The sequence below is a fragment of the Acidobacteriaceae bacterium genome, assembly GCA_035944135.1.
In the GTDB taxonomy this organism is placed as follows: domain Bacteria; phylum Acidobacteriota; class Terriglobia; order Terriglobales; family Acidobacteriaceae; genus Granulicella.
Genome location: DASZBM010000008.1, coordinates 114043 through 127707 on the forward strand (window position 1 = coordinate 114043; position 13665 = coordinate 127707).

General features: G+C 57.2%; 12 protein-coding genes. All 12 read left to right on the forward strand.

The window, feature by feature from the left end; all coding sequences use genetic code 11:
- Positions 1-565: 565 nt before the first annotated feature.
- Positions 566-1633 (forward strand): lipopolysaccharide biosynthesis protein, encoded by a 1068-nt coding sequence (locus VGU25_13085; protein HEV2578135.1) that lies wholly within the window; start codon positions 566-568, stop codon positions 1631-1633.
- Positions 1630-2958 (forward strand): oligosaccharide flippase family protein, encoded by a 1329-nt coding sequence (locus VGU25_13090; GenBank protein HEV2578136.1) that lies wholly within the window; start codon positions 1630-1632, stop codon positions 2956-2958. Before VGU25_13085 ends, VGU25_13090 begins: the two co-directional genes overlap by 4 nt.
- Complete coding sequence (locus tag VGU25_13095) at positions 2955-4145, forward strand: glycosyltransferase family 1 protein (protein HEV2578137.1); 1191 nt, start codon at positions 2955-2957, stop codon at positions 4143-4145. Before VGU25_13090 ends, VGU25_13095 begins: the two co-directional genes overlap by 4 nt.
- Before the next feature lie 2 nt (positions 4146-4147).
- Positions 4148-5593 carry a sugar transferase gene (locus tag VGU25_13100; GenBank protein ID HEV2578138.1) on the forward strand — a complete coding sequence of 482 codons (1446 nt, stop codon included), beginning with the start codon at positions 4148-4150 and terminating at the stop codon, positions 5591-5593.
- Complete coding sequence (locus VGU25_13105) at positions 5530-6429, forward strand: WecB/TagA/CpsF family glycosyltransferase (protein ID HEV2578139.1); 900 nt, start codon at positions 5530-5532, stop codon at positions 6427-6429. The genes VGU25_13100 and VGU25_13105 overlap by 64 nt, the downstream gene beginning before the upstream one ends.
- Positions 6430-6545: 116 nt before the next feature.
- On the forward strand, positions 6546-6908 hold the full coding sequence (locus VGU25_13110; GenBank protein HEV2578140.1) for a cupredoxin domain-containing protein: 363 nt from the start codon (positions 6546-6548) through the stop codon (positions 6906-6908).
- 94 nt (positions 6909-7002) lie between these two features.
- Positions 7003-7380, forward strand: coding sequence for a c-type cytochrome (locus VGU25_13115; GenBank protein ID HEV2578141.1), 378 nt, complete (start codon positions 7003-7005; stop codon positions 7378-7380).
- A gap of 5 nt (positions 7381-7385) precedes the next feature.
- Entirely contained in the window at positions 7386-8684 is a 1299-nt protein-coding gene (locus tag VGU25_13120) for an O-antigen ligase family protein (protein ID HEV2578142.1), read from the forward strand.
- Between the two features lie 108 nt (positions 8685-8792).
- Positions 8793-9530 carry a response regulator transcription factor gene (locus tag VGU25_13125; GenBank protein ID HEV2578143.1) on the forward strand — a complete coding sequence of 246 codons (738 nt, stop codon included), beginning with the start codon at positions 8793-8795 and terminating at the stop codon, positions 9528-9530.
- Positions 9531-9630: 100 nt separating this feature from the next.
- Entirely contained in the window at positions 9631-11388 is a 1758-nt protein-coding gene (locus tag VGU25_13130; GenBank protein HEV2578144.1) for a HAMP domain-containing sensor histidine kinase, read from the forward strand.
- Positions 11375-12934: a hypothetical protein gene (locus tag VGU25_13135; GenBank protein ID HEV2578145.1), complete on the forward strand. Its 1560-nt coding sequence runs from the start codon at positions 11375-11377 to the stop codon at positions 12932-12934. Before VGU25_13130 ends, VGU25_13135 begins: the two co-directional genes overlap by 14 nt.
- On the forward strand, positions 12934-13644 hold the full coding sequence (locus tag VGU25_13140; protein HEV2578146.1) for a hypothetical protein: 711 nt from the start codon (positions 12934-12936) through the stop codon (positions 13642-13644). Before VGU25_13135 ends, VGU25_13140 begins: the two co-directional genes overlap by 1 nt.
- Positions 13645-13665 lie beyond the last annotated feature (21 nt).

Here is a 13665-nt window from a genome sequence, read left to right on the forward strand (position 1 = left end):
GAGTCCTCCAGACAGGAAGGGGGTATTCTGTGCAACGCCGCACTGCCATATCCCGGACAAAGTAAGCACGAGGAAAAGTCGTAGTGGTCGCATCGCACTTCGATTCATAGAGGAGAGCTGCTCTGACATCCACATAAGAAGCAACGTTATCGAACGAAGCGAAGAGCATGTGTCTTCAATTCGTCTAACGAATGTCAGTTGATTGTCATGCGCATCAGTTGGGCCGTCGCAGCTATCTATCTCTTCAACAAAGTATTGACAATATGCTGACCCACAGGTGACACCCCGCGCGAGGCGCGCTGTTTACGTTTAGCAGGTGAAACGTGCAGATCAGGACGGCGCTACGTCGGTCGCTGGGTGTGTATGTAGGTCTGGCTACGAAACCGAACACGTACGCGCTCATTGGGCCGTTCGTGCGCTGTTCCTCTGGGGACACCGAAGGCTGCTCTTCCGAGTGACGGCGATCTCGCTCCTCCTCAGCGTCGCGCTCTGCTTTTTTGTGATTCCGAAACGTTACACGGCCGTCGCGAGCATGATGCCCCCGGACTCTGGCGGTTCGCCCGCGATGCTGCTGTCCGCACTCGCAGGGAAGGGAGGAATGGGCGCACTCGGCGGACTGGCCGCCAGCCTTCTCCATGACCACAACTCAACAGCTCTCTACATAGGCCTCTTGGAGAGCGGCACGATCGCCGATCACCTGATCGATCGTTTCGATCTAAGGAGGGTTTATCACAAGCGTTATTACATCGACGCAGCTAAACATCTCGCTCACGAAACGAAAATTACAGATGACAAGAAAAGCGGCATCATCACCATCAAGGTTGAGGACGCGGATCCTGCACGCGCTCGTGATCTCGCGCTTGCGTATCTTGAGGAACTCGATAAGCTCGTCAATCAGACCAGCACCTCTTCCGCGCGCCAGGAACGAATGTTCATCGAACGGCGGCTACAGTCCATCCAGAGCGATCTTGAGAATGCACAGATAGAACTTAGCGACTTCTCCAGCCGAAACACTACCGTCGACATCACTGCACAAACCCGCGCGATGGTGGATGTAGGGGCGCGCCTGCAGGGTGAGATTGTGGCTGAGCGATCCGGACTGGAATCGATGCGGCAGGTATACACCGATGACAATATTCGTGTGCGGGAAGCTGAGGCTCGAATCGGTGTCCTTCAGCGTGAACTCAACAAACTCGCCGGATCATCGTCTCCTGATGCATCCGCCGCGCTCCCGGAGCAGACCGCGGGTGAGCTCTATCCTCCGTTGCGACAATTGCCGCGCCTCGCCGTTCGTTACGTGGATCTGTATCGGCGTGTGAAGGTACAGGAAGCGGTCTTTGAACTCCTCACGCAACAGTACGAAATGTCCCGTATTGAGGAAGCCAAAGACATTCCCGTGGTGCGGGTTATCGACCCGCCGGGCATCCCCGAAAAGAAGTCCTTTCCTCCGCGAGTAATTCTTAGCGCCGTGCTGACGTTCCTCGCTTTTGCAGCCGCATCTGCGCTTCTCCTGCTCAGGGAGCGTTGGGCAAACGTTGACAATGCCGATCCGCGCAAGAGGCTTGTCGATGCCATCACCGGTAGCATCGGTCGACGCAGTGCGCTCGCGCTGGTCGCAAAGGGCGCGCTATGAGAAAACATCTCACCAACGCAACCTTTGGCGTGCTGGACTATGTGTCCTATCCAGTCGCTATGCTGCTCGTCGCGCCGATTGTGCTTCGCAGACTGGGCGCGGCCGAATACGGTTTGTGGATTTTGTGCGCATCCGTCGTCAGTGCAGGCGGCATTCTTGCCTCGGGATTTTGTGACGCCGGAATGCAACGAATCGCACGGCTTCGCGGAGCGCAAAAGATCCATACAGCAGCAGGCACAGTTCGTGCGCTCCTCACCATTAATCTCATCTCGGGAGCGCTGGTCGCCGTTCTCGTATGGTTTGCTGCGCCGATCGCGGCGAAGCATGTCGCCGCCTATCACATCACTTCCATGGAGTGCGTGTATTCGCTTCGGATGAGTGGCACGTGGATCCTGCTCCGTGCTCTGGAAAGCGTCGGCGTCACAAGCCATCGAGCGTTCGAGGAGTATCGCGGGAGCGTTCAGATCAGCGTTGGTGTGAGACTCCTTACGCTTGCGGCTGCTGCATTGCTGGCGACGACCGGCTATCGCGTGCCCGCGATTCTGATTGCCACCGGTGTCGCCCTTGCACTTGGAGTGTGGCTTCAGTTCCGCGGACTCCGCAAATACCTCGGCGACATATCCTTCCGACCTGCATTTGATCGCAAAGAACTTCGTCTGCTCGTGCGACCTGGAGTGTTTGTGTGGTTCCAGTCTGCATGCGGAGTCGTCTTTGGTCAGTTGGACCGTATCTTGCTCGCGGTATCGTTCGGGGCCGCAGCGCTCGCTCCCTATGCGCTCTGTGTGCAGTTTGCAGCGCCGATCTTTGGTCTTTCAGCATCAGGTCTCCAGTTCCTCTTTCCTCTGATTTCGCGCAAAGCGCCCACTTTGTCATTGGAGGCGCTCCAGCAAATGATTGCCAAATCGTTTGCGCTTAATGTGCTCGTGGTGGCCGTTCCCTCCATTGTGTTGCTGGCGTTTGGGCGAAGTGTCATCCGCATTTGGGCTGGGTCAGCAATCAGTGAACAATCGCTGGCCATCCTCCCGGGCATCGTTTTTGGCACAGCCCTTTGGGCATTGGGTGTGACCGGCACGTACTCCATGCAGGCTCTCGGCCGCTTTCGCACAGCGGCTCTGTTGAATATCGGCGGGAGACTATGTGCCCTCTTTCTCCTTGTCTATCTTCTTCGCCATCGCGGAATCGAAGGCGTTGTTCTTGCAAGGGTCTTCTACGGAGCAACTGCACTTCTGGTCTATGTTCCGTTGCTTCGAGGGCTATGGCTATCTAGGATCGCGCAAACCTCCCCAGGTTATGCGGTGGGCAAAATGCAGGAGGGCCAGTCATGAAGATTCTCGTGACAGCCATTTCCTTCTCATCCAAGATCTCTGGCATCCAACGCCATGCGTTCAATCTTGTTCGTTGTCTCTTGGCTCACCCTCAGGTTTCCGCAGTTCATCTCGTCATCGCGTCATGGCAACAGGAGATGACAAAGAGTGCGGGGCTCACTCCTGACAGCCGGCTCCAGATACACATCGCGCACCTCGAGCCTGGCTCCATCAGTCGAAATGTCTGGCACTACCGTAGCCTTCCAAACCTCGCGAAGCATCTACAGCCCGATCTGATTCACCTCACCTATCCCATCCCGATCGATGCGAACGCCCTTCCATGTCCAACCGTCCTCACGCTCCATGATCTGTATCCGTACGAGATTCCCTCCAACTTCCGCTTTCCCCAGGTCATTGTTAATCGGCTTACACTGCGCCATTGTCTCCGCAATGTAGATGCTATTGCTTGTGTTTCAGATGTGACGCTTTTGCGTCTGAAGCAATTCGCACCCGAGCTTGTATGGCGCAACGCCGTCCGCATCTACAACTGCGTCGAGTCGGCGGCCTCTCGCATGGGGAGCACGCCGTTGCCCGCGGTATCCGGAAAACCATTCCTCCTCTGCGTAGCGCAGCATCGACGCAACAAAAACATACCTTTACTTATCCGCGTATTTGGGTCTCTTCTCAGCCGAGGCGAAGTCCACGAGTCAACCAATCTCCTGATCGTCGGTATCACTGGACCTGAGACGGCGAGCATCCAGGAGATGGTCGCGCAACGCTCTTTGAACAAGCGGGTCTGTTTTCGCGACGGCCTGTCTGACTCGGAGCTGCAGTGGTGCTATGAGCACTGCGACATGCTGCTGGTTCCCTCGACGACAGAAGGCTTTGGTCTGCCTGTCGCGGAAGGACTGCTGGCGGGCTGTAGAGTGGTGTGCTCCAACATACCGGCTCTTCGAGAAGTTGGCGGTGAACACTGTCGGTACTTCGATCTCGGTCAAGAAGAAGAACAATCCTTCGCAAACGCAATCACCACGATTCTCAAACATCCGAAGCCACCTGCAATCAACTTGCCCCACCTGTCGGCTGAAGCCTTGGCCTCTGAGTATGTGGCTCTCTATCGACAAGTAATCCAAAGGCCCTTCGCACAGATCGCATCCGAGCCGAACCACAGCGAATTGCGGGACGGCTCCGCATTACGGGGGGTGTGAACGTGGCCGCGTCCGACTCCTGCGTTCCCAATCTCTGTGCAGATGTCACGGATTCGCATGCGAACGCCCGCGAAACTCCTCACGGCGGCCTTCTTGCCGGCATCGCGGCTACATTGCGGCCATCGGCAGATCTTCTGTCGGCTGCGACCTGCACGTTCCTGATCTACAGCCTTTCCGGCATCGCACTCTCTCTACGGCAGCGAATGATAATGAGCATCGTTGTCGGAATCGTCGCCACATTTTCCCGTATCCAGCAGGAGGAATTATCCATCTCCAACTTGAATCAGATCCGCGAGACAGAGAGCGTCCTCCGCTCCACAGCCCTGTCGCAGTTGATTGTTCTCTCCGTCAATCTCGTACTCGGCATCCATCTTCGCGCGTGGACCTCCGCACTGTTTCTTTTCGCCATGGCATCCTCCATGTTGGCGATGCGAGCCGGAATCACGCTCCTCCTCCGCCGGGTCCACAGGGCTGGTTACGGAGCGGCTCCTGTTGTCATCTACGGTCATCCCGATACTACGAAGCAGATTGCAGCGGCCATGCTGCGCTCGCCCTCGTGCGGACTCCATCCGGCAGCCATCATCCACGACGAATCCGCTCATGCTGTGCACTGCATGTTCCGAGCCAAAGACGGCTTCTGCAGCTCAATTCCTATAAGCAGCGGTCCGCTGACATCGGCGAAGCTAAATTCGTTTCAGTGCAATCTGCTGATTCTCGCGGCGCCCCATCTCTCACAGGAGGAGATCGCGGTGACAGCCAACATCGCTCGCGAGTGCGGAGCCCCTGTTGGTATCCTTTCGGCGTCATCGGAGAGCGAAGAGCCTCTTGAACGGATTGAAATCGACGGGCTGCATCTGGTTACACGAACGCGCATGCTTTCGGCCGGGAATTCCGACCTCCTGAAGCGAGCTATGGACATCTCAGTTGCGCTGTTCCTGATGATTGCTGGCCTGCCGATACTTCTATTCATCGCTGCGTGCATCAAGCTCGACTCGCGAGGTCCCGTGCTCTTCATCCAGAAGCGCGTAGGCCGTAGCGGTGAGCTCTTCAATATTTTCAAGTTTCGTTCGATGCGCAGCGGCTCATCCATGTACGAGGCTTCGCCCACCGCGCCAACTGATCCCCGCATCACCAGGGTGGGCCGTATTCTTCGGCGTACCGGGCTCGATGAGACACCGCAACTCATCAATGTGCTGCTGGGCCAAATGTCTCTGGTCGGCCCCCGGCCGGAGATGCCCTTCCTCGTCGAGGGGCACATTCGCGCGCATCGACCGAGACTGCGAGCCATTCCTGGAATCACCGGTCTCTGGCAATTGAGCACCGATCGGGCGTTTCCGATACATCAGAACACGCATTACGATCTCTACTACATTCGCAACCGTACTTGCTGGATGGATGCGGCGATTCTTCTCCATACAATGCTGTTTGCTATGCGGGGCGGCATATGAAAAGCGACTCGACATGTGAAAGCGTGGTCGCACATCCGCATGTGAACGTGTTGGGCGTCGATGTCTCCGCCGTCAATATGGAAGCCGCTATCGATCTGGCAGCAAGGTGGATCGCTACAGGACGGAGCGGCTACATCTGCATGAGTGGTGTTCATGGCGTGATGGAAGCACAGTCCAACCTGCAACTTGGACAGATTCTCAACAACGCCGTTATCAATGCTCCCGATGGCATGCCCATGTCCTGGATCGGATGGTTGCGCGGACACGCGCAGATGGACCGTGTTTATGGTCCAGACTTCATGACAAACGTGTGCAGACTTTCAATCAGCAAAGGGTATCGCCATTATTTGTATGGTGGTCAGCCAGGTGTAGCGCAATCAGTCAAGAATGCATTGGAGGAGCGCTGCCCGGGCTTGCAGATTGTTGGCATCTTTTGCCCGCCGTTCAGGCCTCTCAGCCGAGAAGAGGAAGACGCCTTTTTCGACGACGTATGGCATGCAAAGCCTGACGTCCTCTGGGTGGGTTTGAGCACGCCAAAGCAGGAGTGCTTCATGGGCAAGTACGTGGAACGCCTCGGTGTGCCGCTCCTGATTGGTGTCGGCGCGGCCTTTGATTTCCATGCAGGACGGATTCACGACGCACCTGGATGGATCAAGCGTTTAGGGCTCCAGTGGCTGCATCGACTGCTACAGGAACCGAGGCGTCTCTGGCAACGTTATCTACTCAACAACCCTGTCTTTCTCTGGAAGATCGCGCTACAACTCCTCAATCTGCGGAGCTACGAACATGAGAGTCCGCCTGCGCCGAAAGCAGCGCCCTCCACGACAAACTCGTGACAATTTCCAAACCCACAGATGACAAATCGTTCTCGTCACACTAGTTATCGTGAACCTGACCTGAACATATGTACCCAGGCAGATTCATTTGCATGAATCTATGAGGGAGAGAACTGATGAAGCCGAAGTACATTCTGATGTCATTGCTCATGATTGGATTGGTCATTGCGCCCTCGACATGGAACGGCCGCGCGCAAGAGTCGCCGCGGCGGATAGAGATCACGGCTACGAAGTTCAAGTTCGATCCATCGGAGATCACCGTCAAGAAGGGACAGCCGGTTGTCCTTGTCATCAAAAGTGCCGACGTAGCACACGGTCTGCGCTTTCGCGAGCTCAATCTGAATGTGAAGGTTGGCAAGGGTGGAACCGCGGAGATGCCGTTTACGCCGGACAAGACCGGCGACTTCGTCGGCCACTGCTCCGTCTTCTGTGGCTCGGGTCATGGTGAGATGACTCTGACAATGCACGTGGTGGAATGACGTGTCCCCAACTTTCCGCTGCACCATCACGCTTGCACTGCTTGGCATAATCGGGTGCAAGGCCACGCCTCCGGGGAAGGCCGAGAAAGGGATCATGAGTTTTTCGAAGCACCACTTCCTCATAGGCAACAAGAATCAGAAAAATCCGCTCCCCGACAACCATGACACCTGGAATGACGGCAAAGAAGCGTTCTCGCATTATTGTGTCGCGTGCCATGGCATGGACGGTCAGAACACAGGTGTCCCATTCGTCGATCACATCTCGCCGCCGATCCCTTCGCTCGCCTCAAAGAATGTACAAAGCTACACAGACGGCCAGCTCAAGTGGATTCTCGATAACGGCATCTGGCCATCTGGCATGCCCGGATCCAAGGGAACTCTCAGCGACGATGAGCTCTGGTCCATCGTCGTGTTCCTGCGGCATCTTCCACCAGCCGGCAGTCAGGGACCTCCCGACATCTATACCCACTGACCGCTGTGAGTGCATACGCGGTGGTAACTATGCCAGACGACATTCGCGACAGGAACGACACCATTGCAGCCGGTTCGGGGATCGCAGTTGTCGTCGGGTTCTTCTACGCGTTTCGACTCGCGATTACTATCTTGTCGATGAACCTGTTTGGAGCGGACTCGCAGGCGGGTTCGGCCATACGGTTAGGGTTACAGTTTCTTCTCTTGATCGCCGTTCTCTTCACATCGCTGGGCAGCACTCGAAAACTCCGCGGCCTTGTCAAAGTATCAAGTGTTCGATGGGTGTTGCTCTTCCTCGCATTGTCCGGTTGCAGTTTGCTTTGGAGTCAAACCGCTTCCGCCGCCGCTTCAGCGCTCTATTGGTCCGCCACCACTGCTGACGTTGCGATGGTACTTTTGCTACTCGGCGGCGGGAATGCGCCTCAAGTCGCGGCTTCGTTAATGAAGGGATTCATCTGGGGTGCAGTTGCCATCGCCTGCATCGCATGGTTGATGCCCACCCAGTACGATCTTCGTTTGGGAGACGAGACCTACTTCAATGCCAATTCGATTTGCAATGTGTGTGTATTCGGCATCTTCTTCGCCCAGTACCTCATGAGAACCAAACAGGCGAAGATGGGCGTCGTAACGTTCTTCCTCGTTCTCACAGCCCTTCGCAGCTTGAGCAAGTCCACGATTGCTGCTTTCCTCGTTGCTGGGACATATCTATTAATCCAGGATCGCGCGATAAGCCGCAGAAACAAGATGCTGCTGACGATCGCTGCGGTCGTCGTAATCCTGATGTTTTGGGGTTTGTTTGAGGCCTACTATGACTTCTACACAACCTATGGCAATCAAGCGGAGACACTCACGGGACGGACCGCAATCTGGCTCTATGTTGTCAACGCATTGCCCGAGCATCTCTTCATCGGGCATGGATTCGATTCCATGTGGAACGTAGTGCCCCCATTTGGAACCTTTGAAGCGCGCCATGCTGAGAACGAGATCCTGGAGCAGCTGTACTCCTACGGAATTGCCGGCGTCGTGATCCTCTGCGGACTCTATGGCAGCCTCTATCGCAATATTCGACGATTCGCCGATGCACGCTGGAGGACGATCGGTATCAGCGCGATATTGTTCGTCATCGTTCGTGGGATCGCAGAAGCGGAACCGTTTGATTTGCTGCTTCCGCTCTGGATGATCGTACTGTTCAGCGTATTGCTCGACCATCCGGAAACCAGCGACTCAAGATGGTCAATCGAGTTGCAACCTCCGGCTCCAACGCTTACTACGGCAGTCACGCAACCCGGCCTTCACCTGCCCTGATTCCATTGCTGCAATTCCTCAAATGTCACTCGATTGTCATTTGAGCAACTTTGTACTGACTCTTATACACTTCCTCGAACAGAATAGGAGCGGGAGGTCCGGTTCACTATGACGGGTACTGATTTCACCAGCGCCGAGCGCCAAATGCAGCCTGTGCCTGCGGTAACACTGGGCACCATTCTTGTGATCGAAGACGATCCCAGAATGCAAAAGGTCCTCCGTAGGATCTTCGCTGACGAGCACTATAACGTCGCGATTGCGGGCGACGGACAAACGGGTCTCGATCTATTCCGCACCGAGCACCCATGTGCTGTTGTTCTCGATCTCATCCTCCCGCGTATCTCTGGCCGTGAACTCTGCCAGACATTCAAAGCCATCTCGAACGAAACCCCGATCGTCGTCCTTAGTGCCGTCAGTGAGGTTGTAGATAAGGTGCTGCTGCTTGAACTCGGAGCGGATGACTACGTCACCAAGCCGTTCAGCCCTCGAGAGCTCACCGCTCGCGTGCAGGCTGCCATTCGCAGGCAACGCAAGCCCCCCGTTTCCAATACCTACCGCTTCGGCGACTGCGAGATTGACTTCCGCAGCATGACTGCTCGTCGCGCCGGGACAGCTGTCGTGCTTACCGCACATGAATTCAAACTCTTAAGGTTCTTCACCCAGAACATCGACCGCGTCTTGACTCGAGAGGTTCTTCTCAACGAAGTCTGGGGCTACAATGCCTATCCAACGACGCGAACCGTCGACAACCAGATTCTTAAATTGCGCCAGAAGCTCGAAACAGATTCAGCGAATCCGCAGCACTTGCTGACAATTTATGGCGCGGGGTACAAATTTGTCCCATGACTCTCAAACCGTACTCTCAAGTCAACCCCGTACTCTCTCGCGCCTAGCATCGGCCTATCGTAACGAGGGCATCCGAACACACGTTCTTCTCGTTGTGGCGATGGCGGTCGTGACGGTCATCGTTACCGCGCTCTTCCTCATCTTGTTGCGCCATCGGCTCAGTGCGCAAGTTACAACCGATCTCTCTCAAGATCTCAGTCGTTCCGTCATCACCTTCCAGAACCTCGAGGGCGAGCGTTTGCGCGCACTCGATCGCGAGAACGCGCTGCTGTCTGATCTGCCCACCCTCAAAGCACTGATGACAAGTGGCGATGACCTCACCATCCAGGACGGTGCGATCGAGTTCTGGCAGCTCAGCGGCAACGATCTCTTTGCGCTCGCCGACGCGTCAGGCAGAGTCATCGCCGTCTACACAACGAACAATTCCAGCGGCGCCTCTTTGCATCGCGCCTTGCAGATGCTGCTGGCCTCTCCGGATCGGCACTATCTGGTCGACGGCCGGTCGCTCTATCAGTGCTCACTGCGTCCGCTCTACTTCGGCAGCGAAGAAAACGGCACATTGCTCGGCTACGTCTTCAGCGGCATTTCTATTGAACGCACGGTGCGTCAGATCAGCGAACCCACCGACGTTGAGGCTGCCTTCCTCAGCGAAGGAGGCGTCGTCACCAGTACGCTCGGCCCATCCGATCAGCCCGCACTCTCCAACCCGCGACTGCTCTCTGCAACGACACAGAACCCGCTCCGCGTCGAGCTCGGATCGCAGCGCTTTCTTGCTGCAACGGAAGACCTTTCGCCGGTTTCCTCCTCTCCACTCCAGCTCGTCGTTCTCAAATCTTTCAATCCAGCCGAGCGCTGGATGAAGCGGATCGATCGCATGGTGCTTAGCACCGGTCTCCTTGCGCTCGTCTCGGGCACGATTTTGATGATTGCGCTCGCACGGCTGCTCACACGCCCGCTCGAAGAGCTGTCTGGTAGCGTTCGCGCCTTCGGCATGGGCGATAGCCAATATCATGTGCCTCGTCACGGCCCGCGCGAGGTCCGTCAACTTAGCGAAGCATTCGCCGGCATGCGCGATGAAATTCAGCAGGCGCACCAGGCGCTCCTCGAATCCGAACGCCTCGCCACCATCGGCAGAATGGCCAGCTCCGTCTCGCACGATCTCCGTCACTATCTCGCTGCGGTCTATGCCAATGCCGAGTTCCTCGCCTCCGGCCGCCTTTCTGAATCTGAGCGCAATGAGATCTTCGGCGACATTCGTGCTGCGGTTCTTGGCACGACAGACATGATCGAATCGCTCCTCATCCTCAGCCGCACCGGTGCGAGTACAACGCGCGTGCTCGAGTCCATGCCGCAACTGCTCGAACGCACCGTCGCACTCTTCCGTGCTCATCCTGATGCCGAAGGAGTTCGGATTATCACTCGGGTCGGTGACTCCACCGAGGGCACGGCACTCGTCGATGGAAAGCAGATCGAGCGTGCGTTCTACAACCTGCTGCTCAACGCCTGCCAGGCCGCGCGCACCGGCAGCGCAGAGCCGGTCGTCACGGTCACGCTCGAAACACGGCAACGCAACTGCATCATCACGGTCACGGATAACGGTCCAGGTGTCCCAGAAAACATTCGCACTAGTCTCTTCGAGCCATTTGTCAGCGAGGGAAAGCAGAAGGGAACTGGGCTGGGCCTGACTCTCGCGCAATGCATCGCAGTCGAGCACGGTGGAGAGGTCGTTCTGCTGAGCAGCCGTCCCGGTGAGACGGTCTTCCAGATGCAGGTCGCCCGTGATCTTCCACGAGTTGCGGTCGCCACGGATTCTGAACCCAATCACCGCGATCAGGTCGTCGCCCATGAAAACGTCTGAGCTTCTTCGCAATGCACGCCTCTGCGCAGCTTCTCATCACTGCCCGCGGCCACTCGCGATTTTCTCAACCCTGCTCGTGCTCTCTGCACCCTTTGTGAACGCGCAGACAGACCAGTCCACCATCCCCGCTCAGATCCAGCAATTGACGGCAGCGATGGAGCGCACGCAGGTTCAGCTCAAAGAATCGCAGCGGCAGCTCGACGACATGCGTCAACAGCTGGCGAATTTGCAACAGCAGATGGCAAGCCAGCAGGGAACAGCCACGCCTGCAGCCGATCCACCGCAAACCGCCGCGCTGCCGCAGGACACATCCGCCGAACTCGAAGCCATCCGCGAACACCAGGCCGCGCAGGACGCGCAGATCGCAACTCACGACCAGACGAAAGTCGAATCGGAGTCGAAGTACCCCGTCAAAATCACCGGCCTTCTCCTCTTCAACGCATTCACCAATACGAGCGCCGTCGATATAGCCGCGACACCGACGGTCGCACTGCCAGGTTCAGGCAACACCGGTGCTTCAGTGCGTCAGACGATCCTCGGTATCGATGCGCGCGGGCCGCATCTTTTCGGTGCTCGCAGCTACGCCGATCTCCGTGTCGACTTCTTCGGCAACTCGACCCCGAACACCACCTTTGGTTCGTACTCGACCAACGACAGTTTCCTGCGCCTCAGGACCGCGCACGCCGGCTTGCAATGGGACAACACTGAAGCCGGCTTTTCCTACGATCGCCCCATCCTCAGTCCCGACACGCCATCCTCTCTCACCGCTGTGGCGACTCCATCCCTCGCATGGTCCGGAAACCTGTGGGCGTGGAATCCGCAACTCACAGTCACGCAGAACGTTCCTTTCGCCGACTCGCGCGCACTCCAACTGCAGGCTGCACTCATCGACGTAGCTGATCCTCCCGTATCGCTCTCGGGTCTATATAGTGCCGCCGCAGCGCCGCCCTCTTCTGCGCAGCAAAGCCGCTGGCCGGGTCTCGAAGCTCGCATTGCCGCGCTTGGCCCAGTGCGCGATGACCGCGATCACATCGGCGTCGGCGGATATTTTTCCCCGCATGTTCTTCCGTCCGGCCGGCGCTTCGACGCGTGGGCCGCCACACTCGACACCCGCTTCCATTTGCCCGGACGTCTCGAGTTCTCCGGCAGCTTCTATCGTGGCCTCGCGCTCGGCGGACTCGGCGCCGGCGCCTACAAAGACTACGGTTATATCTATTCGTCGGTTCAGGATCAGTACTACTTCCGCCCACTTAACGACGTCGGCGGCTGGACCCAGCTGAAAGAGAAGTGGAACGAGCGTTTGGAGTTCAACGCTTCCTTCGGCATCGACAACGGCTTCGCCAGCGACCTCCATCGCTACGCAAATCCCAGCGGGGCCATCTATCAGAATCTCGCTCGCAATCGCACATGGACCGGCAACATTATCTACTCACCGAGTGCCTATCTTCTCTTCTCCTTCGAGTACCGCTACCTTGCGAGCGCTCCCGTCATCGGCTTGTCTTCGAACGCAAACGTCATCGGTCTATCTGCGGGATATAAATTCTGATGCGCATCATTCGGCTCCCGATCGCGCTCGCATGTGCACTTATCCTGCTCGCCCCATCTCTGCGCGCCCAAAACCGTCCCCGCAATCCGCTCGCCGAACTGCGCCTCCACATCGCCACATCACCATCCACCCCTCACCATCGCGTCTCCGCCGTCGCATGGCTCGATCCGCTCGGCAACACACCGGTAGCCACACTCGCTCCGCAATCCCACTACACTCTCCTGCAAAAGAACCGCACCTTCATCCCGCACTTGCAAGTCGTTCCCGTCGGCAGCGTCGTCCAATTTCCAAACGCCGACCCCTTCTTCCACAACGTCTTCTCGCTCTTCGACGGCAAACGCTTTGACCTCGGCCTCTACGAAGCCGGCAAAACCAAGTCGGTTACGTTCTCGCGTCCCGGCGTCTCTTACATCTTCTGCAACATTCACCCGGAGATGAGCGCCGTGATCATCAGCCTTTCCACGCCGCTCTACTCCGTCGCCGACGCCTCTAACGCACTCGATCTCCGCAACATCCTGCCGGGAGATTACCGTCTGCACATCTGGGTGGAAGGCGCACTCCCCGGCTCGCTCCAAAGCCTCTCGCGCGACCTCCATCTCGCGGCTGGCGCGACAGACCTCGGCAACGTCAGCGTGCCCATCGCCACCAACACCACTCACACCAACGAATTCGGTAACGCGTACGACCGCCAGCCGGGCTCCCCATACTAGGCGCAGAAAAAAGAAGAGACG